16 protein-coding genes are annotated in these 21573 nt (G+C 60.4%); 13 read left to right on the top strand and 3 right to left on the bottom strand.

The window, feature by feature from the left end:
- Positions 1-4: 4 nt before the first annotated feature.
- The 3 genes from tssK to tagH form a co-directional block, all read right to left on the bottom strand.
- Positions 5-1339, bottom strand: a complete 1335-nt coding sequence (gene tssK / locus KGB18_RS01210) for a type VI secretion system baseplate subunit TssK (RefSeq protein ID WP_223569270.1) — start codon at positions 1337-1339, stop codon at positions 5-7.
- Between the two features lie 16 nt (positions 1340-1355).
- Positions 1356-1868: a type VI secretion system lipoprotein TssJ gene (gene tssJ / locus KGB18_RS01205; RefSeq protein WP_007894506.1), complete on the bottom strand. Its 513-nt coding sequence runs from the start codon at positions 1866-1868 to the stop codon at positions 1356-1358.
- A gap of 75 nt (positions 1869-1943) precedes the next feature.
- On the bottom strand, positions 1944-3350 hold the full coding sequence (gene tagH, locus KGB18_RS01200) for a type VI secretion system-associated FHA domain protein TagH (RefSeq protein ID WP_223569269.1): 1407 nt from the start codon (positions 3348-3350) through the stop codon (positions 1944-1946).
- Between the two features lie 403 nt (positions 3351-3753).
- On the opposite strand from tagH, the gene tssA reads away from it, so the two are divergent.
- The 13 genes from tssA to KGB18_RS01135 all read left to right on the top strand — a co-directional run bounded on the left by tssA (position 3754) and on the right by KGB18_RS01135 (position 21568).
- Positions 3754-4773, top strand: coding sequence for a type VI secretion system protein TssA (gene tssA, locus KGB18_RS01195; protein WP_123720173.1), 1020 nt, complete (start codon positions 3754-3756; stop codon positions 4771-4773).
- An 80-nt stretch (positions 4774-4853) separates the two neighbouring features.
- Entirely contained in the window at positions 4854-5363 is a 510-nt protein-coding gene (gene tssB, locus KGB18_RS01190; protein WP_007894500.1) for a type VI secretion system contractile sheath small subunit, read from the top strand.
- A 15-nt stretch (positions 5364-5378) separates the two neighbouring features.
- On the top strand, positions 5379-6872 hold the full coding sequence (gene tssC, locus KGB18_RS01185) for a type VI secretion system contractile sheath large subunit (protein WP_052967842.1): 1494 nt from the start codon (positions 5379-5381) through the stop codon (positions 6870-6872).
- Between the two features lie 222 nt (positions 6873-7094).
- Positions 7095-7583 carry an Hcp family type VI secretion system effector gene (locus tag KGB18_RS01180; protein WP_007894494.1) on the top strand — a complete coding sequence of 163 codons (489 nt, stop codon included), beginning with the start codon at positions 7095-7097 and terminating at the stop codon, positions 7581-7583.
- Positions 7584-7663: 80 nt separating this feature from the next.
- Positions 7664-8104 (top strand): type VI secretion system amidase effector protein Tae4, encoded by a 441-nt coding sequence (locus KGB18_RS01175; protein ID WP_123720172.1) that lies wholly within the window; start codon positions 7664-7666, stop codon positions 8102-8104.
- Complete coding sequence (locus KGB18_RS01170; protein ID WP_123720171.1) at positions 8101-8541, top strand: hypothetical protein; 441 nt, start codon at positions 8101-8103, stop codon at positions 8539-8541. The genes KGB18_RS01175 and KGB18_RS01170 overlap by 4 nt, the downstream gene beginning before the upstream one ends.
- The gene (gene tssE, locus KGB18_RS01165) at positions 8535-9047 is read left to right on the top strand and encodes a type VI secretion system baseplate subunit TssE (RefSeq protein WP_007894480.1); all 513 of its coding nucleotides are present in this window, start codon (positions 8535-8537) and stop codon (positions 9045-9047) included. Before KGB18_RS01170 ends, tssE begins: the two co-directional genes overlap by 7 nt.
- Positions 9044-10903 carry a type VI secretion system baseplate subunit TssF gene (gene tssF, locus KGB18_RS01160; RefSeq protein ID WP_223569268.1) on the top strand — a complete coding sequence of 620 codons (1860 nt, stop codon included), beginning with the start codon at positions 9044-9046 and terminating at the stop codon, positions 10901-10903. The genes tssE and tssF overlap by 4 nt, the downstream gene beginning before the upstream one ends.
- The gene (gene tssG / locus KGB18_RS01155; protein WP_223569267.1) at positions 10867-11919 is read left to right on the top strand and encodes a type VI secretion system baseplate subunit TssG; all 1053 of its coding nucleotides are present in this window, start codon (positions 10867-10869) and stop codon (positions 11917-11919) included. The genes tssF and tssG overlap by 37 nt, the downstream gene beginning before the upstream one ends.
- The gene (tssH, locus tag KGB18_RS01150; RefSeq protein WP_223569266.1) at positions 11912-14590 is read left to right on the top strand and encodes a type VI secretion system ATPase TssH; all 2679 of its coding nucleotides are present in this window, start codon (positions 11912-11914) and stop codon (positions 14588-14590) included. The genes tssG and tssH overlap by 8 nt, the downstream gene beginning before the upstream one ends.
- A 171-nt stretch (positions 14591-14761) precedes the next feature.
- A complete protein-coding gene (locus tag KGB18_RS01145; protein WP_123720167.1) occupies positions 14762-16699 on the top strand; it encodes a type VI secretion system Vgr family protein in 1938 nt (645 codons plus the stop codon).
- Positions 16700-16717: 18 nt separating this feature from the next.
- Positions 16718-17152: a DcrB-related protein gene (locus KGB18_RS01140; protein WP_008007718.1), complete on the top strand. Its 435-nt coding sequence runs from the start codon at positions 16718-16720 to the stop codon at positions 17150-17152.
- 12 nt (positions 17153-17164) lie between these two features.
- Positions 17165-21568 carry an RHS repeat-associated core domain-containing protein gene (locus KGB18_RS01135; protein WP_223569265.1) on the top strand — a complete coding sequence of 1468 codons (4404 nt, stop codon included), beginning with the start codon at positions 17165-17167 and terminating at the stop codon, positions 21566-21568.
- Positions 21569-21573 lie beyond the last annotated feature (5 nt).

Below are 21573 nucleotides of genomic sequence, written 5' to 3'. Positions count from 1 at the left end.
CGGTTTATCCTCGGATCGCCCAGAAAGCCAGGTTCAGCCCCGGGAATTGCCCCGCGATGTAGAACGCAAAACCGCCGGAGTTGGCCAGTTGCTGCCAATGCTCGCTGCCCCGGTCCAGTTCGTAATAAGTGGAGCCGGCGTGATACGGGATTTGTCGTGGCGCCACCGGCAGCGGCAGCAAGCCAATGCCCGGTAATTGCAGGTTGACCAGGTTGCGGATGTGCTCCACCGAGCCGACCTTGCTCTGTTGGCCGAAGTGGCTGCGCAGGGTTTCGGCGGGCACGTCGGCGCGCACCACCAGGATGAAGCTGGCGCTGTCGAGCAGAGCCTTGTCGGCCAGCATCGCCACATGGACGCCGTAGGCTTTTTCGACGATCGGAATCGGCGTGGCCTTGCTGTCGATCAGCATCGATAGCGCCTCACGCAAGGCTTGCATCACCGGCGCGAAACTCAACGCCAAGTCATCGTGCTGGTACTGCGGGTATTCCTGTGGTCGTCGCCCGGAAGCGGTAAAGGTCGAGAACTCGCCGGCCAGACTCACCAGCTCGCTGTAGAACCGCTCGGGGTGCAACGGGCTCAACTGGCTCAAGTGCTGGATCAGCGGCTGGGCACGGTTGACCAGTTGCAGCAGCATGAAATCGGCAATTTCCGAGGCACCGCCGGCACCGGATGCCACCACTCGCCCGGCGAGAGCTTCGCCGCGCTGATGCAGCAGGCCCAGCAGTTCGTTGCGAAATGCGGCCAGTGGGTTGGAAGCAACCACATCCAGCAGCGGCGGGATGTAAGTGTCGTCGAGCACCAAGGCTCGGTCGGCGCGTTTCTCCTTGATTCGTACCAGGCCGATGGCGGCGTAGTCGCTGATGCCATCCTGGGCTACCAATAATCGCAGCGCCCTCGACCCCAAGGCCACCGGCGCCTGGTTTTCGAACGGCGCGTTGTCGTCCCGTACTTCGCGCACCTGGCTCACGTAGCGCGCAGCGCCCAAGGCTTCGCCTTCGTCGACCGTATCACGCGCACCGGCGCGCTTGAGCGGCAAGGCCAGGTACACCAAACCATCGCGCAGGTTGTCATCGACATTCAGCGGGCTCGGTGCCAGGTCATCCTGGGGAATGTTGAATGGCGTGCCGTCCGGCAACAGGCCCCGCGCCGAGATAATCGCCAGTTTGCCCTGGGCCAGCAGGCCCTGGTCGATCAGCAATTCGGAGAAACCCCAGGCGCCGGCCGACAACGGGCGGCTCCGGGCGTCGATGAGGTTCTCCAGGTAACGGTCATGCTGCTGGAAGTGCTGCGTTCCAATGAACATGCCTTCCGACCAGACCACACGATTGTTCCAGGACATGGGGGGCTCCGATTGCTTATTGGGCAGGGCTGGATGGGGAAACCACGACGGCGCTGCGCACGGCTCGCACGTCGAGGCTGATCTGGTATTCGGTGTATTGGCGCGGCGGGACATTCATCACTGCGCGCCACAACGACTGATCCAGCTCGCGATACCCCACCAGTACGCCGATATGGCGGGTGGCCGGGTCGAGGTCGCGCTGCAGGCTCAACTGCTGGCCGGGCTGGATCAGCACTTCGTCCTGATCGATCAGATCGGCGCCGAGGGTCGCCTGGGCCCGTTCGGCCAGTGCGAAATAATCGGAACGGCCGAAGGTGGCGGCATTTTTCAGTTCGAAAATACGCACCCGGACCGGGGCTGGCTGGCCAGTGGCGCCGGGGTTGAGCCCGGCAATGGCGTGAAAGTGCAACTCGACGGCGGCCGTGTCGGCCTCGGCCTCAGCCTCTTCGGGCTGGGGTTTGGCCGCATCCTTGGCACATGCGGTCAGCAGAAGCGCGGTGGCGACTGCGAGTAAAAACCTGGGAATCATCCTGCGTCCTCAATGACGTTTCAGCTATCCGTTGTTCCGTTCTTTGCTATCAATGGCGCTATGCGATGGCGATGCTCAGCCGTGGCGCTGCCTTGTACTGTGTTCTTCGTAGGCGCGACTGAACTCCCGACCGAACAGGTCCTGGAAATCCTCTTGGGCCTCGCGGGAAATATTGCTGTAGAGCTCGGTGAACTGCTGCCAGTACTGGGCCTGTCGCGAGCCACTGAAAATGCTCGACAGGCCACCGGGCTTGCCCATGCGCTCCTCAAGTTGCGCCGGCTCGAAGCGCGCCAGCAGGTGCTTGATCGCAGCTTCCACGCCGGCCATCACCGCCAATTGGTGGGCACGCAAGTCATCGAAGCTGTCGCGCACAGCCAGGTCCGGCGCCATGAATGCCTGATTGCTGTGGCGCAACAGCAACAGCAATGCTTCATCGACGTTGGGAGCGAATTTCAGCGGGTTGTTTTCCACCGGTTGAATCATCGTCTGCTGAATGCGGAACTCGCCCTTGAGGCTGCTACGGGCGCGCAAGACATCGATCAGGCCTTCGACCATCAGCCGATAACTGCGCCCGATGCTTTCCATTTGCGCTTCGGCCTGGGCCTTGTCCAGGCGCACTTGATCCAGCCCGGCACCGCGCAGAAAGGCTTGCAACAGGTCGGGTTGAGAATTGTCGGCCGGGCTGACCGGATCGACCAGGCGCTCGACGACGGCCACGGGTGGTTCGCAAAGGGGTGCCGGTTCGATCGGTACGCTGATGTGAGGTACGGGTGGCGGCGCAACCTCTGCAACAGGCAGGGGGGCGACAGCCACCGGCGCAGGCTTGTCGCTGAGCAGGTCCCAATCTTCCGGAATCACTGGGGCCGACGCCAGCGGTGCAGGCCCGGCCACGGGCGTTGGGTCGGGGATCGGGGTCGGCGGGCGGAAGTCGTGCTGCTCGGCCGGGACATGGTCAGGCTGGGTGGCCGGCGGGACGCTGGTCGGTGTCAGAAAGTCGAACAGGTCCGGCATCGTGTCCATGGCCGATACGCCCTGAAAATGTGCAGGTGGCGTCACGGGCAACGACGTCGGCGTATTCACGACGGCGCCCTGACGCCCCATCAGGGCCTCAAAGCTGCTGGACGAATCAGCGAAAGGATTGCCGTCGGTCACCGGCAGACTGAAATCGATACGCGCCTGGATTTCATAATCACCGATGCGGATAACTTCGCCATCTTGCAACGGCTCGCTGTTTCCTTTGCGCAGACGAATACCGGCCTTGACCAACTCCACACCGTTAGTGCTGTTATCGGTTAAATAATACCGGCCATCTTTATATTGAATAACGCAATGTTTGCCGGAAACCAAGCGCTCAGGGTCGGGCAATACCCAGTCATTATCAGAGTTTCGACCTATCGCCATCACACCCTGATTCATGGATTTCTCAGGGCACTGGCCAGGGGTAATTTTGTGATAACTAGTAATAGTCAAACACAGCGACATCTTGCCTCCTTGCTGAACACTTTGCGCGCGGACGAATCGGGATTCACTCCCGCCAAACTCGGTCCGACAACCTTGCAAACAACCTCGAAAACCGCTTTTTGACAGCATGATTGCTGATCTTAACCGGCTTGCGTGACAAAAAACCTGCATCAGCGCCTGCTTCGACCAATCGGTCGCGCGGGTTGTTAAGCACCTCACATCTGTCACACAGAGGAAATAGCTTACCTTGACAAGCCATAAGTACTACACCAAAAATGCACAACTTCTTGAATATCAATGATGGCACTTTAAGATCACTGCGTATCCAAAGGGCCATTACACTCAAGGAAACATGTGAAGTTCCACCTGGAACTAACGTGTGAACAGCCCGACTGTCAGTCGGGCGATAGGGAGATCAAATTCAGTGGAAGTGCCTTTGTTGCTCGCCGCCGTTTCTGCGACTTCGCCTTGTGGTGAAGATTTGGAATATGACGCGGATTTTTTGCGCCTGGAACGCGATTCCCTGGGCCAGCCCGAGCGCAGCATGGGCGATTCGATATTGCCTGCCGCCCCCCCTGAATGGCGCAGCATCCAGCAGCAAAGTCTGGATTTGTTGCAACGCAGCAAAGACCTGCGTATCACCCACTTCCTTTTGCAAAGTTCCCTTGCCCTCGAAGGCGTCGCCGGCCTGGCCCGCGTTCTGACGCTGATCAGCGAGTTGCTCAAGCAGTACTGGGCCGACCTGCATCCGCGCCTGGATGCCGAAGACAACAACGACCCCACTGTGCGCATCAATGCCCTCGCCGGCCTGACGTCCGATGCAACCATTCGTCTGCTGCGCGAAAGCATCCTGGCCCGTTCGCGAACCTTTGGTGCTGTCAGCCTGCGCGCCGCCGCCAATGCCAGCGGCCTGCAAAGCTTCCCTGACGAAAACCTCGGCGCCGAACAGCTCGCCGGGGCGTTCCTCGACAGCGATCCCGAACAGTTGGAAATCACCCGAGCAGCTTTGCACGAGGCCCGCAGCGTCGCCGAGGCCATCGAGCAACAGATCAGCGAACAAATCGGTTCCGCCCAGGGCGTTGACCTTGGCCCGTTGAAGCAACCGCTAAAAATGGCCCTGCAGATTCTCGGCCAGTTCGCCCCGCAGAGCGGCGACACCCCCCTGCCCGATGCCATCAGCGACGACAGTGCCGCGCCGGTTGAACACTCCACCGCGCCGAGCACACCGCGCAGCACTGGCGAAATCAACAACCGCGACGACGTGCTGCGCAGCCTGGACCGGATTCTTGCGTACTACACCCGTCATGAGCCCTCCAGCCCGCTGCCGGTGCTGTTGAACCGGGCGAAGAATCTGGTGCACGCCGACTTTGCAGCCATCGTGCGCAACCTGATTCCCGACGGCATGAGCCAATTTGAAAACCTGCGCGGACCAGACAGCGAATAAAAGCGAACGGATCACGCAGTCACGTCACCGGTACCACCGATGACGCCAACACCGTCGCTTGAGCGACCAGGAGCAGCAACGTGGCGAAGCAAAGTTCTCAGAAATTCATCGCGCGCAACCGTGCGCCTCGAGTGCAGATCGAGTACGACGTCGAGCTCTACGGCGCCGAGAAAAAGGTCCAGTTGCCCTTCGTCATGGGCGTCATGGCGGACCTCGCCGGCAAGCCCGCCGAGCCTCTGGCACCTGTGGCCGATCGCAAGTTCCTCGAGGTGGATGTCGACAACTTCGACTCGCGCCTCAAGGCCATGCAGCCACGCGTCGCGTTCCACGTGCCCAACGAGCTGACCGGCGAAGGCAACCTGAGCCTGGACATCACCTTTGAAAGCATGGACGACTTCAGCCCGGCCGCCGTGGCGCGCAAGGTCGACTCGCTGAACAAGTTGCTCGAAGCGCGCACCCAACTGGCCAACCTGCTGACCTACATGGACGGCAAGACCGGGGCCGAAGAAATCATCATGAAGGCCATCAAGGATCCGGCGCTGCTCCAGGCGCTTGCCAGTGCGCCGAAGCCAGCCGAGCCTCAGGCTTAATCAGGACGAATGATCATGACCGATTCAGTACGTGCAGACGCTCAGACACTGGGCACCACCGAAGAAGCCAGCGAGTTCGCCTCCCTGCTGCTGCAAGAATTCAAACCCAAGACCGAACGCGCTCGCGAAGCCGTCGAAACCGCCGTGCGCACCTTGGCCGAACAGGCCCTGGCGCAGACCGACCTGGTGTCCAACGACGCCATCAAGTCGATCGAATCAATCATCGCCGCCATCGACGCCAAGCTCACCGCCCAGGTCAACCAGGTCATCCACCACCCCGATTTCCAGCAACTGGAAAGCGCCTGGCGTGGCCTGCACTACCTGGTCAACAACACCGAGAGCGATGAGCAACTGAAGATTCGCGTGCTCAATATCTCCAAGACCGACCTGCACAAGACCCTGAAGAAATTCAAGGGCACCGCGTGGGACCAGAGCCCGATCTTCAAGAAGATGTACGAAGAAGAATACGGCCAGTTCGGCGGCGAACCTTACGGTTGCCTCGTGGGCGATTACTACTTCGACCAGTCGCCGCCGGATGTCGAGTTGCTGGGCGAGTTGTCGAAAGTCTGCGCCGCCATGCACTCGCCGTTCATTGCAGCCGCATCGCCGACCGTGATGGGCATGGGCTCGTGGCAGGAATTGTCGAACCCGCGCGACCTGACCAAAATCTTCACCACCCCGGAATACGCTGGCTGGCGCTCGCTGCGCGAATCGGAAGACTCGCGCTACATCGGCCTGACCATGCCGCGCTTCCTCGCGCGTCTGCCGTATGGCGCCAAGACCGATCCGGTGGAGGCCTTCGCCTTCGAAGAAAGCACCGACGGTGCCGACAGCTCCAAGTACACGTGGGCCAACGCCGCTTACGCCATGGCGGTGAACATCAACCGTTCGTTCAAACACTTCGGCTGGTGCTCGCGCATTCGTGGCGTGGAGTCTGGCGGTGAAGTGGAAAACCTGCCGGCGCACACCTTCCCGACTGACGATGGTGGCGTGGACATGAAATGTCCGACCGAAATCGCCATTTCGGACCGCCGCGAAGCGGAACTGGCGAAGAACGGTTTCATGCCGCTGCTGCACAAGAAAAACACTGACTTCGCCGCGTTCATCGGCGCCCAGTCGTTGCAGAAACCGGCCGAGTACGACGACCCGGACGCCACCGCCAACGCCAACCTCGCCGCGCGCCTGCCGTATCTGTTCGCCACCTGCCGTTTCGCCCATTACTTGAAGTGCATCGTGCGCGACAAGATCGGCTCCTTCAAAGAGAAGGACGAAATGCAGCGTTGGTTGCAGGACTGGATCCTCAACTACGTCGACGGTGACCCGGCGCACTCCACCGAAACCACCAAGGCCCAGCACCCATTGGCTGCGGCCGAAGTGATCGTCGAGGACGTGGAAGGTAACCCGGGGTACTACAACTCCAGGTTCTACCTGCGCCCGCACTATCAGCTCGAAGGTCTGACCGTGTCGCTGCGCCTGGTATCCAAGCTGCCTTCGGCCAAAGGCGCATAAAAACCTGCTGAACGGACGCGGTAAAAAGTGGGAGCGAGCCTGCTCGCGATAGCGGTGGATCAGTCGCTACCAGTGTTGCCTGACACTCCGCCATCGCGAGCAGGCTCGCTCCCACAGGGGTCTTCATCAGGTTGGAGATCACCTTGAACCCGTTCAGCAGAACAGATTTCGCAAGGTCGGCGTTAACCAAACAATGTGGTAGAGACCACACAGGGAGAAAACATGGCTGTTGATATTTTCATCAAGATCGGCGACATCAAGGGCGAGTCCATGGACAAGGCCCACAAGGACGAAATCGACGTCTTGAACTGGAGCTGGGGCATGTCTCAGTCCGGCAATATGCACGTGGGCAGCGGTGGTGGTGCAGGCAAGGTGAACATCCAGGACCTGTCGCTGACCAAGTACGTCGACAAAGCCTCACCGAACCTGATGATGCACTGCGCCAGCGGCAAGCACATCGACAAGGTCAAGCTGACCGTGCGCAAGGCCGGCGGCGAAAGCCAGGTCGAGTACATGATCATCAACCTGGAAGAAGTGCTGGTCACTTCCCTGAGCACCGGTGGCTCGGGTAGCGATGATCGCCTGACCGAAAACCTCACCCTGAACTTCGCCAAGGTGCTGGTGGACTACCAGCCGCAGAAAGCCGACGGCACCAAGGAAGGCGGGCCGGTCAAGTTCGGCTGGAACATCCGTCAGAACGTCAAGGTGTAATCGAACATGCCCCCGGCGTTATACGCCGGGGGTGTTTGGTGCTTGCTCGAATCCAATCCTTTCCCCCCGGTGTCTGAGTCATGGCCAAGCCTTCGTTTATTAATTTGTGGAACAGCTATCCCACTACGTCAACGCCCTGTGATGGGCCTTGGGATAATCAGTGCGCCATCCGTATGAGCGTCACGCTCAATGCGGAACAGACAATCAAGGTCAACAAGTCCACTTATAGCGAACCCAAGTGTGCGCACGAACATGCTCGGGGCGCCGAGTCGCTGGCCAACTGGCTTTGGCGTCATCATCTAGGCCGTCCGATCATTCTCACGGGAAGCGCCGAGGACCGACGCACGCTTTACCAAAAGACTGGGATCATCTTTTTCAAGGACTGCTTTGCACGACTGGGCCAATCCCAGGAAGCGCGTAGCGGCGACCATATCGACCTATGGAATCGTGGCAGGGTCACAGGCGACTTCGCCGACCAGGCGCATCGTTCAAAACAGGTCTGGTTCTGGGAACTGAAATGATCAAACGAATTGTGTTATCGGCGCTGTCGGGCTGTCTTTTCTTAAGTCTGAACGCCTGCGCCGAACAGACCGACGCACCTGCCACGCCAAACAACCGGGTCAGTCTTGCCGGTCAAATCCTGACCTTGGAAAACCACGACCAACGCTGCGCCCTGCGTAAACCGGACCAGACTTTACTCACGCTGAACATGCCATGGCCCTGTCAGTTAAGTGTCGACCGCAAAGGCTTACCCCGCGTTGAAAGCTTCAACAACGCATTGATCATTATTGTGCAGCACTTCGAACCAGAACCTGCGCCAAGCACTGAGTGTCGCTCCCAATACCAAGCCATTAGACAAATCGAAGGCCGTCTGGAGGCGTCAATTGTGGGTGATGGCGGTCGTTGCTTGGCCGGCGCTGTTGACCAGAAAAATTTTGTGGCCCTGTTTTCGTGGTAACCGAAATCGCCACCCGCGATCGCCTGCAACCGTCCCTGCTGGACCGGTTGACCGACGACGATCCGAGCAACCTCAAGGAAAGCGCCGACAAGCGCGTGCTCTCCCTGACCCAACTGAAAGCCTCGGTGCTGCGTGACTTGGCGTGGCTGCTCAACACCACGTCGTTGCTCAGCGCCGATGCGACATTGCACACCCCGGCCGGCACGTCGGTGGTCAACTTCGGGCTGCCAGCCCTGGCCGGCAACAGTGCGTCGAACGTCGATATCGCGGCGCTTGAAGCGCTGATCCACCAGGCCATCGCCACGTTCGAACCGCGGATTCTGCGCAACACTTTGCGCGTGCGGGCCCGGGCATCCGCCGAGATGAACCACAACGCCCTGAGTTTCGAGATCGAAGGCGATCTCTGGGCCCAGCCAGTGCCGCTGCGCCTGATGCTGCAAACCGACCTGGACCTGGAATCCGGCCATGTGCGAGTGATCAACGCCGAACAGCGGAGACGCTCATGAACCCGCGCCTGCTGGAACTGTACAACCAGGAATTGCACCACGTGCGCGAAAGCGCGGCGGAGTTCGCTCAGGAATACCCGAAAATCGCCAGTCGGCTGACGTTGTCCGGCATGGACTGCGCCGACCCGTACGTCGAGCGCTTGCTCGAAGGGTTCGCCTACCTGACGGCGCGGGTACAGCTCAAGCTCGATGCCGAATACCCGACCTTCACTCATAACCTGCTGGAAATCGCGTACCCCCATTACCTGGCGCCGACACCGTCGATGACCGTGGTGCAATTGCAGGCCGACCCCGATGAAGGCTCGCTGAGTAGCGGCTTCCCGCTGCCCCGGGACACGGTCCTGCGCGCCGCCCTGGGCCGCGAAACCCAAACCTGCTGCGAGTACCGCACCGCCCACGCGGTGACGTTGTGGCCGTTGCAGGTCAGCCAGGCCGAGTACTTCGGCAACCCGTCCGCCATGCTCGGACGCCTGGCCGCCAGCGAACCCAAGGCCAAGGCCGGTCTGCGCCTGACCCTGCGCACCGGCGCCGAACTACCGTTCAACAGTCTGGCCCTGGACAACCTGCCGCTGTACCTCAATGGCGCAGACGAGCAGCCCTTCCGCCTCTACGAACAACTACTGGGCAACGTCTGCGCCGTGTTCGCCCGTCAGCCCGGCGGTGATTGGGTGGAACGCCTGCCGCAGGACGCACTGCGCTCCCAGGGATTCGACGATAGCGACGCCGCGCTGCCAGTGGTCTCGCGGGCCTTCCAGGGCTATCGCCTGTTGCAGGAATATTTCGCCCTGCCCCACCGTTTTCTGTTTGTCGACTTCACCCAATTGAGTCGGGCGGTCAAACGCTGCGACGGCCAGGAACTGGAATTGATCGTGCTGTTCGACCGTCACGATCCGAGCCTGGAAGGCAGCGTCGGAGCCGCGCAGTTCCTGCCGTTCTGCACCCCGGCAATCAACTTGTTCCCCAAGCGCCTGGATCGCATCCACTTGTCGGAACGGGTCAATGAACACCATGTGATCGCCGACCGCACCCGGCCGATGGATTTCGAGATTCATTCCCTGACCACCCTCACCGGCCACGGCACCGGGTCGGAGCAGCCTTTTTGGCCGTTCTATGCGGTACGTGATCCGTCTCGCTACGGCCGTGATCAGGCCTGGTACACGGTGCGGCGCGAACCCCGCGTGCTGTCCAGCGGCCAGCGGCGCAACGGCCCGCGCTCGACTTACATCGGCAGCGAAACCTTCGTCAGCCTGGTGGACAGCCAGCAGGCGCCTTATCGCCACGACCTGCGCCAACTGGGCGTAACGGCGTTATGCACCAACCGCGACCTGCCGCTGTTCATGAGCGTGGGCAACAGCAAGACTGATTTCACCCTGGCCGACAGCGCACCGGTAGCGGCGGTGCGCTGCGTGGCAGGACCGAGTCGCCCACGCGCCAGCCATGCCCATGACGCCAAGGCGTGGCGGTTGATCAGCCAGCTTTCGCTGAATTACTTGTCCCTCAGCGAGCAAGGCCAGGGCGCAGCCGCCCTGCGCGAACTGCTGCGCCTGTACGGCGACAGCAACGACGCGGCGTTGCAATTGCAGATCGAAGGCCTGCGCGACGTCAGCAGCAAGGCCTGCACCCGACGCTTGCCAATGCCGGGCCCGATCGTGTTTGGTCGTGGCCTGGAGATCACCCTGGAATTCGATGAAAACGCGTTTCGCGGCACTGGAGTCTTCTTGCTCGGTGCGGTGTTCGAGCGCTTCCTGGCACGCTACGTGTCGATCAACAGTTTTACCGAGACGGTGATCCGTACCACCGAACGCGGCGAGATCATGCGATGGAAAGCCAAGCCCGGACGCCGTCCGACCCTGTGAGTACCCTGGACGCGATGCACCAGGAGCCCTGGGAATACGACTTCTTCCAGGCGTTGCGGCGCATCGAGTGCGAATCGCCTGAACTGCCACGGCTAGGCCATTCGTTGCGCCTGGCCGATGATCCGCTGCGCCTTGGGCAACAGGCCGATTGCACCTTCGCCCCGGCGACCCTGGCGTCGGTACAGCCGGGCGTCGACGGTGCGCCGGCGCGCCTGGAGCAGTTCTTTTTCGGCCTCGGCGGCCCTAACGGCCCATTGCCGCTGCACATCACCGAATATGTGCGCGAACGCCAGCGCAACAACGCCGACAGCACCAGTAAACGCTTCCTGGATGTGTTCCATCACCGCCTGCTGAGCCTGTTTTACCGGGCCTGGGCCGAAGCGCGGCCGACGGTCAGCCATGACCGCCCGAACGATGACTACTGGTCGGCACGCCTGGCGGCACTGAGCGGTCGGGGTATGCCGAGCCTGCTCAAACAAGGGCTGATTCCCGATACGGCGAAGTTGCATTACAGCGGTCATCTGTCGGCACAAACCCGCTACCCGGATGGTTTGAAAGCCATTCTCAGCGAGTACTTCGGCCTGCCGGTGGAGATAGAAGAGTACGTCGGCCAATGGCTGGAGCTGCCGGAACGCAGCCGCGTGGGCGCCAGCGCCCATCAATTGGGCGTGGATTTTTGCCTGGGCCGTTACGTCTGGGATCGCCAGCACAAATTCCGCATTCGCCTGGGGCCACTCAAGCTGGATGACTACATGGGCATGCTGCCCGGTAGCCAACCCTTCAATGAGCTGGTGGCCTGGGTGGCCGAATACCTGGGCCATGAACTGGACTGGGATCTGAACCTGATTCTGAAACAGCCCGAAGTTCCAGCGCTGCAACTCAATCGCCAGTTCCGCCTGGGTTTCAATACCTGGCTGGGCCAGCCCGAAAAAGATGCCAAGGATTTAATACTGGCCCGGCACTACGCCGAGCAGGCCAACACCTCACAGATCTCAAGGAGCCATGAGCATGGGTGAAATCAGTCGCGCCGCGTTATTCGGCAAACTCAACAGCGTGGCCTACAAAGCCATCGAAGCCGCCACCGTGTTCTGCAAGTTGCGCGGTAACCCTTATGTGGAGCTGGCCCACTGGTTTCATCAGTTGCTGCAACTGCAGGACTCGGACCTGCACCGCATCATCCGCCAGTTCAATATCGAGCCGGCGCGCCTGGCCCGTGACTTGACCGAAGCCCTGGACCGTTTGCCACGCGGCTCGACTTCAATCACTGACTTGTCTTCCCATGTGGAAGAAGCCGTGGAACGTGGCTGGGTCTACGGCAGCCTGATGTTCGGCGAAAGCCAGGTGCGTACTGGTTACCTGGTGCTGGGCATCCTCAAGACGCCGAGCCTGCGCCATGGGCTATTGGGGCTGTCGGCAGAGTTCGACAAGATCAAGGTCGAGGCCCTGAGCGAGCGTTTTGACGAATACGTCGGTGACTCGCCGGAAAATGCGCTCAGCGCCAGCGACGGTTTCAACGCAGGCAGCGTGCCCGGTGAAGCCAGTGGCGCCATGGCCCCAAGTGCCATGGGCAAGCAGGAAGCGCTCAAGCGTTTTACCGTCGACCTCACCGAGCAGGCCCGCAGCGGCAAGCTTGATCCGATTGTCGGGCGTGACGAGGAAATCCGCCAACTGGTGGACATCCTCATGCGCCGCCGGCAGAACAATCCGATTCTGACCGGTGAAGCCGGCGTCGGTAAAACCGCTGTGGTCGAAGGCTTTGCCCTGCGCATCGTCGCCGGTGACGTGCCGCCAGCGCTCAAGGACGTGGAACTGCGCAGCCTCGACGTCGGCCTGTTGCAGGCCGGCGCGAGCATGAAAGGTGAATTCGAACAGCGCCTGCGCCAGGTCATCGAAGACGTCCAGGCCTCGCCAAAACCGATCATCCTGTTTATCGACGAAGCCCACACGCTGGTAGGTGCTGGTGGCGCCGCCGGCACCGGGGACGCGGCCAACCTGCTCAAACCGGCCCTGGCCCGGGGCACCCTGCGCACCGTGGCCGCCACGACCTGGGCCGAGTACAAAAAGCATATCGAGAAAGACCCGGCCCTGACCCGCCGCTTCCAGGTGGTGCAAGTCGCCGAGCCATCCGAAGACAAAGCGCTGTTGATGATGCGTGGCGTGGCCTCGACCATGGAAAAACATCATCAGGTGCAGATCCTTGACGAAGCCCTGGAAGCCTCGGTCAAGCTGTCCCATCGCTACATTCCGGCGCGCCAATTGCCGGACAAATCCGTGAGCCTGCTGGACACCGCTTGCGCCCGGGTCGCCATCAGCCTGCACGCCGTGCCGGCCGAAGTGGACGACAGCCGTCGTCGCATCGAGGCGCTGGAAACCGAACTGCAAATCATCGCCCGCGAGCACGCCATCGGCATTGTCATCGGTGCCCGCCAGAGCAACAGCGAAAACCTGCTGGCCGCCGAGCGCGAACGCCTGGCCGAACTCGAAAGCCGCTGGGCCGAAGAGAAAACCCTGGTGGACGAACTGCTCGCCACCCGCGCCACCCTGCGCGAAAGCGTCGGCGTGGTAGACAGCGACGTTGGCAGTGACGACAGCCACGCCCTGCGCGAGAAACTGGTGGACCTGCAACAGCGTCTCAGTGCTCTGCAAGGGGAAACCCCGCTGATTCTGCCGACGGTCGATTACCAGGCCGTGGCCTCGGTGGTCGCCGACTGGACGGGTATTCCGGTGGGCCGCATGGCCCGTAACGAACTGGAAACCGTGCTCAACCTCGACCAGCACTTGAAGAAACGTATCATCGGCCAGGACCATGCCTTGCAGATGATCGCCAAGCGCATCCAGACCTCCCGCGCCGGCCTCGACAACCCGAGCAAGCCGATTGGCGTGTTCATGCTCGCGGGCACCTCCGGCGTGGGCAAGACCGAAACGGCCTTGGCCCTGGCCGAAGCCATGTACGGCGGTGAGCAGAACGTCATCACCATCAACATGAGCGAATTCCAGGAAGCTCACACCGTGTCCACCCTCAAGGGTGCGCCACCGGGCTATATCGGCTATGGCGAAGGCGGCGTGCTGACCGAAGCCGTGCGGCGCAAACCCTACAGCGTGGTGCTGCTGGACGAGGTGGAAAAAGCCCACCCAGACGTGCATGAGATCTTCTTCCAGGTCTTCGACAAAGGCGTGATGGAGGACGGCGAAGGACGGGTGATCGACTTCAAGAACACCTTGATCCTGCTGACCACCAACGCTGGCACCGAGTTGATTGCCAAAGTCTGCAAAGACCCGCAAAACGTGCCCGAGCCCGAAGAGATCGCCAAGGCCCTGCGCCAGCCGCTGCTGGAGATTTTCCCACCGGCATTGCTGGGCCGCTTGGTGACCATTCCGTACTACCCGCTCAGCGACGAGATGCTTAAGGCCATTACCCGCCTGCAACTCAACCGCATCAAAAAGCGCGTGGAGAACACCCATAAAGTGGCCTTCGATTACGACGACGCGGTGATCGACCTGATCGTCTCCCGCTGCACCGAAACCGAAAGCGGTGGGCGAATGATCGACACCATCCTGACCAACAGCCTGCTGCCGGACATGAGCCGCGAGTTCCTCACCCGCATGCTCGAAGGCAAAGCGCTGGCAGGGGTGCGGATCAGCGCCCGGGATAACGAATTGCACTACGACTTCAGCGACGCCGCATAGCCTCTGGAGGAATGCGGTCAGTGTGGGAGCTGGCTTGCCTGCGATAGCGGTGTATCAATCGGCATCAATGCTGAATGTCACACCGCTATCGCAGGCAAGCCAGCTCCCACACTTGATCTGGTTTCTGCTGGAAAAAGCGGCGCGGCGACTACAACACTTACGGATTAACCGATGCTATTCAAGCAACTCTCACGCCTGGCAAAAATCACCAGCCCCCTGGGGCCGGAGGTGCTGTTGCTCAAGGACATGGGCGGCGGCGAAGAGCTGGGGCGGCTGTTCAACTATGAGCTGCAATTGCACTCGCTGGACAACGCCATCGACCTCAACCAGTTGCTGGGCAAACCCATGTGCCTGAGCCTGCAACTGGACGGCGGTGGCGAGCGCTATTTCCATGGCATCGTTGCCCGTTGCAGCCAGAACGTCGACCAGGGCCAGTTCGCCAGCTACCAGGCCACGCTGCGGCCCTGGCTATGGCTGCTGACCCGCACCTCCGATTGCCGGATTTTCCAGAACCTGACCATCCCGCAGATCATCAAGCAGGTGTTTCGCGACCTGGGTTTTTCCGACTTCGAAGATGCCCTGAGCCGGCCCTATCGCGAGTGGGAATACTGCGTGCAGTATCGCGAAACCAGTTTCGATTTCGTCAGCCGCCTGATGGAGCAGGAAGGGATCTACTACTTCTTCCGCCATGAACAGGGTCGTCACGTGCTGGTGTTGGCCGATGCCTACGGCGCCCACACCAGCGTGCCCGGCTACGCTTCGGTGCCCTACTACCCCAAGAATGAACAGCAGCGCGAACGCGATCACATCCATGATTGGCACCTGGCCCAGGAAGTCCAGCCGGGTTCGCTGGAACTCAACGACTATGACTTTCAGCGCCCCAGCGCGCGAATTGACGTGCGCTCGGCCATGCCTCGTCCGCACACCGCCGGCGACTATCCGCTGTACGACTATCCCGGCACCTATGTGCAAAGCGCAGACGGCGAACATTACGCCCGCACCCGCATCGAAGCCTTGCAGACCCTGCACGAACAGGTCGAGTTCGCCGGCAACGCCCGGGGCCTGGGGTCGGGTCATTTGTTCAGCCTCACGGGCTTCAGCCGCCAGGACCAGAACCGCGAATACCTGATCGTCGGCGCCCGTTACTATGTCGCCCAGGAAAGCGGGGAAACCGGCGGCGCTGCTGCTTCGGCGCAGTTCGAAAGCAGCCTGACCTGCATCGACGCCCAACAAAGCTACCGCCCCCTGCCCAACACCCACCGCCCCATCGTCAAAGGTCCGCAGACCGCATTGGTGGTCGGCCCCAAGGGCGAGGAAATCTGGACCGACCAGTTCGGCCGAGTGAAAGTGCATTTCTATTGGGACCGCCACGACCAGTCCAACGAAAACAGTTCGTGCTGGATTCGCGTGTCGCAATCCTGGGCCGGTAAAAACTGGGGCTCGATGCAGATCCCACGGATCGGCCAGGAAGTGATCGTCAGCTTCCTCGAAGGCGACCCGGACCGGCCGATCATCACCGGCCGCGTCTACAACGCGGAACAAACCGTGCCCTACGACTTGCCGGAAAACGCCACCCAAAGCGGCATGAAAAGCCGTTCGAGCAAGGGCGGCACACCGGCGAACTTCAACGAAATCCGCATGGAAGACAAGAAGGGCGCCGAGCAGCTGTACATCCATGCCGAGCGCAATCAGGACATCGTGGTCGAGGTGGATGAAAGCCACTCGGTGGGCCACGACCGCAACAAGAGCATCGGGCATAACGAGACGGTGACCATCGGCAACAACCGTCTGCGTATCGTCAAACAGGAAGACATTCTTTCGGTGGGTCAACGCAAGACCGACAGCATCAGCCAGAGCTATGTCATTGAAGTGGGCGAGAACCTGCGGCTGGTCTGTGGTGAAAGCATCCTGGAGCTCAATGCCAGCGGCCAGATCAACCTGACCGGCGTGCAAATCAGCTTCTATGCCAGCGGTGATGCCGAGATCAACACCGGCGGCGTGCTGCACCTGAACAACGGCGGCGGCGCTGGCGCCACGCCTGATGGCCAGGGCGTCAAGGCCAGCATCGACGCCAACATCAATGCCGCGTTTCCCAAGCCCAAGGGCTAATCACGAGATCTGTGCTCCATGACTTACCGAATCAATGAATTCCAGTTCCAACTGCCGGCAGGCGAACTGCAAGACGCGTCGATCAACATCCTCAAGTTCCCTGAACTGGGCACTTCGCTGATTGTCAGCCGCAGCTTGCTGGCCGAGGGCGAAACCCTGCAAAGCAACTTCGACGACCAGCTCAAACGTCTGGAAAAACAAGTGCAAGACTTGCGTTTTCAACCGGGCGTCGCCGTGCGTCTGGGCGCCAGCCAGGAAGTGGAAGGCATCGAGTTGCGCAGCCAGTTCAACAAGGGCAACGACAAAGTCTTCCAATATCAGTTGGCACTGGTGTTGCCCGGCACCCGCAAAATGCTCGCCCTGAGCTACGTGAAGGCCGAAAAACTCGGCGATGCCGAAGCTGCGCATTGGGCGACCATCAAGAGTTCGCTGTTGTTCGACGTTCCGGCCTGATGAGCACCTTGCATGTCTGACGCGCTCTGGGCCGCCCGGCTGGGCGATGCACTCAACCACACCTCGATGATGGCCGACATCCTCGGCGGCGTGCTGGAGGTGGCGGCGAACGTGGCCATTACGGCACTGGCGACGGCCGCCGTGGTCGCAGCTACCGGTTTAACGCTCGTAACGGGGGGGCTTGGCGCCTGTGTGCTCGCTGCGGTGATCGGGGTTGTCGTTGGCATTGCCATGAGCAAGACCGGGGCCGACAAAGGCCTGAGCAAGATCTGCGAGGACATCGGCAACGCGCTGTTTCCGCCCACGGTGCAAGCGACCATTCTTACCGGTTCCACCGACACCCTGATCAACTCCATACCGGCGGCGCGGGCTGCGGGTTCGGTACCCTCCCACCTCGAACCCTCGGGCACGCCGCAGAGCGAGGAGCCGCAAGAAGAACCCGGCTATCTGGATATGGCCCAGGGGTTCTTTTCCCAGATGTGGCGCCCGACCGTCGCCAGCCCGGCAGCAGGTGCGATCCCCAAGCCGCTGGATTTGGTGACGTGCATGAAGCACCCGCCGATGCCGCCACAGTTCCTCGCTGAAGGTTCGGAAAAAGTCACCATCAACGGCCAGCCTGCCGTGCGCAGCGGCGACCGCACCACCTGCGATGCCAAGGTCGTGTCGTCCGGGCTGATCTCCTCCAACGTGACCATTGGTGGCGGTTCGGTGGTGGTTCGCGAGATTCGCAGCGGCAAGACGCCTGGTGTCGGCTTGGCCGTCACTGTTTTGATGATGCTCAAGGGCAGCAAGGGCAAATTCGTCGCCAATCTGCCGTGCATGTTGTTGGGGGGGGTCAACTCCTACATCACCGGCAAAGCTATCGACGCGCTAAGCCACGCTGTCAGTGGTTCTCCGAATCCGGTACATAGCGCAACCGGGGCGAAAGTTCTCGACGGCGAAGACGATCTGGACTTTGTTCTGCCGGGCCTCAGACCCATTGATTGGCAGCGTTTCTACAACAGCCGCGATAAGCGATGCAATGGTTTGTTCGGTGCAGGTTGGAGCGTGTCTTACGAGGTCTGCGTGCTCATCGAAGGCCATCCCGATGGCGGCGAGCGACTGATCTATATCGATGAGCAAGCGCGACGCATCGACATGGGCTCAATTGCACTGGGCGGGGCGGTGTTCAGTGCCGGCGCAAGGCTGAGTGTGCGGCGGCATCTTAATGGTCAATTGCTGATCGAAAGTGCCGACGGGCTCTACCGGCTGTTCGAACCGGCCTCGGCCAACCCCTCGCACCTGCGCCTTAGCCAGCTTGGCGATCGCAATGCCAATCGGACCTATCTCGACTATGACGAGACCGGACGGCTCTTGCAGCTGCGGGACACATTTGACCGTGTACGGATTGAATTGAGCTATACCACGCAATGGGAGCAGCGGATCAGTCAAATCGAGCGGCTATATCCCGACCAGCGACGCGAAGTGCTGATGAGCTATGGCTACGATGCGAGCGGCGACCTGGCCGAAGTTCGTGACGCCAGCGGCCAGGTGCAACGACGATTTGCCTATGACGCCAACCGGCGAATGGTGGAACATCAACTGCCGACCGGGCTGCGCTGCTATTACCAATGGGCACATCTGAACAACGAAGAATGGCGAGTGGTTCGGCACTGGACCGACGAAGGTGACGAGTACCTGTTCGACTACGACCTGAACGCTGGCATCACTCGCATCGCCGACAGCCTGCAACGCCTCAGCACCCGCAAATGGAACCTGCAACACCAAATCACCGAATACACTGACAACCTCGGCCAGACTTGGCAATTCGAGTGGAACGACGAACGTCAATTGCTTAGCGCCACTGATCCCCAAGGTGGCAGTTATCAGTACAGCTACGACGAAGCCGGCAATCTCAGCCAAACCTTCGATCCACTCGGACGCGCCCGATCGACGTTATGGCTAGAGCACTGGTCGTTGCCGTTGGTGGAAACCGACAGTGCCGGCAACAGTTGGCAGTATCGTTATGACCAACGCGGGAACTGCATCCAGGAAATCAATCCACTCGGTCATACCACTCAATATCGCTACGACGTACACGGCCAAGTCGTAGAAACCATCGACGCTGCCGGAAAAAGCAGAACGCTGCAATGGAACGACCTGGGCTTGCTCAGCGCTCACATCGATTGCTCCGGCTACCCAACGCGTTTGAGCTACGACAGCCGAGGCTATCTTCAGATTGTCACCGATGCCTTGGGTGAGCGTACGGTCTACGAACATGATGCGCAGGGACGTCTGCTGCACTGTCAGTTGCCTGACGGCCGTACAGAGCAGTATCTGCGCGATAGCAGCGGGCGGCTGACCGGTTACGTCAATGCAGCCGGGCATACCACACGTTATGTGCGGGATCGCCGAGGCCAAGTCCGGCAACGTATTGATGCCCACGGTCGACAGGTAGCCTTCAACTATGACAATTACGGTCGCCTGCAAACGCTGACCAACGAAAACGGCGAAAGCTACCGTTTTGCCTGGGACGCCGGTGATCGGCTGACCGAACAGCAAGACCTCGATGGCAGTGCCCGCCGCTACGCTTATGACCTGCTCAATATGGTCAGCAGCGTTGAATATGTTCCTGCGCCTTACGGGACTGGTCTGGCGCTGCTGCCCCAGCTTCCGGTATCGCCCATCGTGCATCGACTGGAACGCGATAAGGTTGGGCGCTTGCGCGTCAAAACCACCAATGACGGTCGAACCGAATACGCTTACAACCCGCTGGATCAGTTGACTGAGGTTACTTTTACCGACAATACCGGTAACAAGCAGATGCTCGGCTTTGCCTACGATGCTCTAGGCCAATTGCTGGGAGAACAAAGCGCTTCTGGCAGTCTGCAGCACCATTACGACGAACTCGGCAACCTGATCCAGACCCAACTGCCCGATGGCCGCTGGCTCAATCGCCTGTACTACGGCAGCGGCCACCTGCACCAGATCAACCTCGACGGCCGGGTCATCAGCGACTTCGAGCGCGATCGCCTGCACCGCGAAGTGCTGCGCACCCAAGGCCAGATCAGCACCCGCAGCGAATACGACCGCAGCGGCCGCTTGCGCTCACGCCAACGCCGACACACCCGTCAGCCCTCGCTGCTGCCAGCCGCCGTGCAGAAACATTTCGATTACGACCCCAACAACAACCTGATCGGTCGCCTGGATCAACAACCCACCGGCCAGCATCGGCAATTGCTGCACTACGACGCCACCGGCCGCATCATCGCCAGCCAGGACAACATTCAAGGCCAGAGCGAAACCTTCGCCTACGACGCCGCCGCCAATCTCCTTGACGGTCCGCAACAAGGCGGCGGGCTGGTGGTACACAACAAACTGCTGACCTATCAGGACAAACGCTACCGCTACGACGCCTTCGGTCGAATGATCGAAAAACGCAGTACCCGTCATGGCGTACAGCGTTTCTGCTACGACGCCGAGCATCGCTTGGTTGAAGTACGCAGCCAAATCAACGCTCGCGAAACCACGGTCCGCATGACCTATGATCCCTGCGGTCGACGCATCGAAAAAAACGAGCACGACAGCAACGGCGTTCTCTTGGGGCAGACCCGATTTACCTGGGATGGACTGCGTCTGCTTGAAGAACATCGGCACCAGCAGCGCAGCCTGTACCTTTATCTGAACGGCAGTTATGAGCCCTTGGCGCGGGTCGATGGCCACCATGAACACGCCCAGGTCCGTTACTACCACAACGACCTGAACGGCCTGCCTGAGCAACTCACCGAGGAAGACGGCAAAACGGTGTGGCAAGCGAGATATCGGGTATGGGGTAACACCGTTGAAGAAGTCCGTGAGCCGTACTACATCGAAGAGCAAAACCTTCGATTCCAGGGACAGTACCTGGATCGCGAAACCGGATTGCACTACAACACATTCAGATTCTACGATCCCGATGTAGGTCGTTTCACGACGCCCGACCCTATTGGCCTGATCGGAGGAATCAACCTTTACCAATATGCATCCAACCCGATTGGCTGGATTGATCCATGGGGTTGGTCAGCCAAGCCACCGAACTCGCCCGATCTTGCCAAGTGGCTCGACAAGGGCGGCTCGGTCCATATGGAAATAGATGGAAAAGTGTGGGTGTATACCGACTGGGAAGGAAACACCGTCAGGTACCCCGGCGGACATCCGGACTTCACCCCGTATGAGATACAGAGAACCGACGTCCCCGACCTTAAAGGCAATCACGGAAAAACTCCGGGCGGCGATTTTGGTAAAGCTGATGCACGGGCGCCCAACGGCATGGCTGACTACAAGAACAACACCTGGCACCACCACCAAAATATGGTGACCATGCAAGAGGTACCGAAAAAAATTCACAACCGGTTTACTCATTCTGGCGGCGTCAAAAACCTCAAATCCTGCCTTTAACAAGG

This window comes from Pseudomonas sp. BF-R-26 (assembly GCF_019947395.1).
GTDB lineage: Bacteria > Pseudomonadota > Gammaproteobacteria > Pseudomonadales > Pseudomonadaceae > Aquipseudomonas > Aquipseudomonas farris.
This window is presented reverse-complemented; position numbering and strand designations above follow the sequence as displayed.

Excerpts from the sequence above, each read along its gene's own strand:
- tssK (WP_223569270.1), bottom strand. The coding sequence starts at position 1,339 with ATGTCCTGGAACAATCGTGTGGTCTGGTCGGAAGGCATGTTCATTGGA.
- tssJ (WP_007894506.1), bottom strand. The coding sequence starts at position 1,868 with ATGATTCCCAGGTTTTTACTCGCAGTCGCCACCGCGCTTCTGCTGACC.
- tagH (WP_223569269.1), bottom strand. The coding sequence starts at position 3,350 with ATGTCGCTGTGTTTGACTATTACTAGTTATCACAAAATTACCCCTGGC.
- tssC (WP_052967842.1), top strand. The coding sequence starts at position 5,379 with ATGACCGATTCAGTACGTGCAGACGCTCAGACACTGGGCACCACCGAA.
- KGB18_RS01180 (WP_007894494.1), top strand. The coding sequence starts at position 7,095 with ATGGCTGTTGATATTTTCATCAAGATCGGCGACATCAAGGGCGAGTCC.
- KGB18_RS01175 (WP_123720172.1), top strand. The coding sequence starts at position 7,664 with ATGGCCAAGCCTTCGTTTATTAATTTGTGGAACAGCTATCCCACTACG.
- KGB18_RS01170 (WP_123720171.1), top strand. The coding sequence starts at position 8,101 with ATGATCAAACGAATTGTGTTATCGGCGCTGTCGGGCTGTCTTTTCTTA.
- tssF (WP_223569268.1), top strand. The coding sequence starts at position 9,044 with ATGAACCCGCGCCTGCTGGAACTGTACAACCAGGAATTGCACCACGTG.
- tssG (WP_223569267.1), top strand. The coding sequence starts at position 10,867 with ATGGAAAGCCAAGCCCGGACGCCGTCCGACCCTGTGAGTACCCTGGAC.
- tssH (WP_223569266.1), top strand. The coding sequence starts at position 11,912 with ATGGGTGAAATCAGTCGCGCCGCGTTATTCGGCAAACTCAACAGCGTG.
- KGB18_RS01145 (WP_123720167.1), top strand. The coding sequence starts at position 14,762 with ATGCTATTCAAGCAACTCTCACGCCTGGCAAAAATCACCAGCCCCCTG.
- KGB18_RS01140 (WP_008007718.1), top strand. The coding sequence starts at position 16,718 with ATGACTTACCGAATCAATGAATTCCAGTTCCAACTGCCGGCAGGCGAA.
- KGB18_RS01135 (WP_223569265.1), top strand. The coding sequence starts at position 17,165 with ATGTCTGACGCGCTCTGGGCCGCCCGGCTGGGCGATGCACTCAACCAC.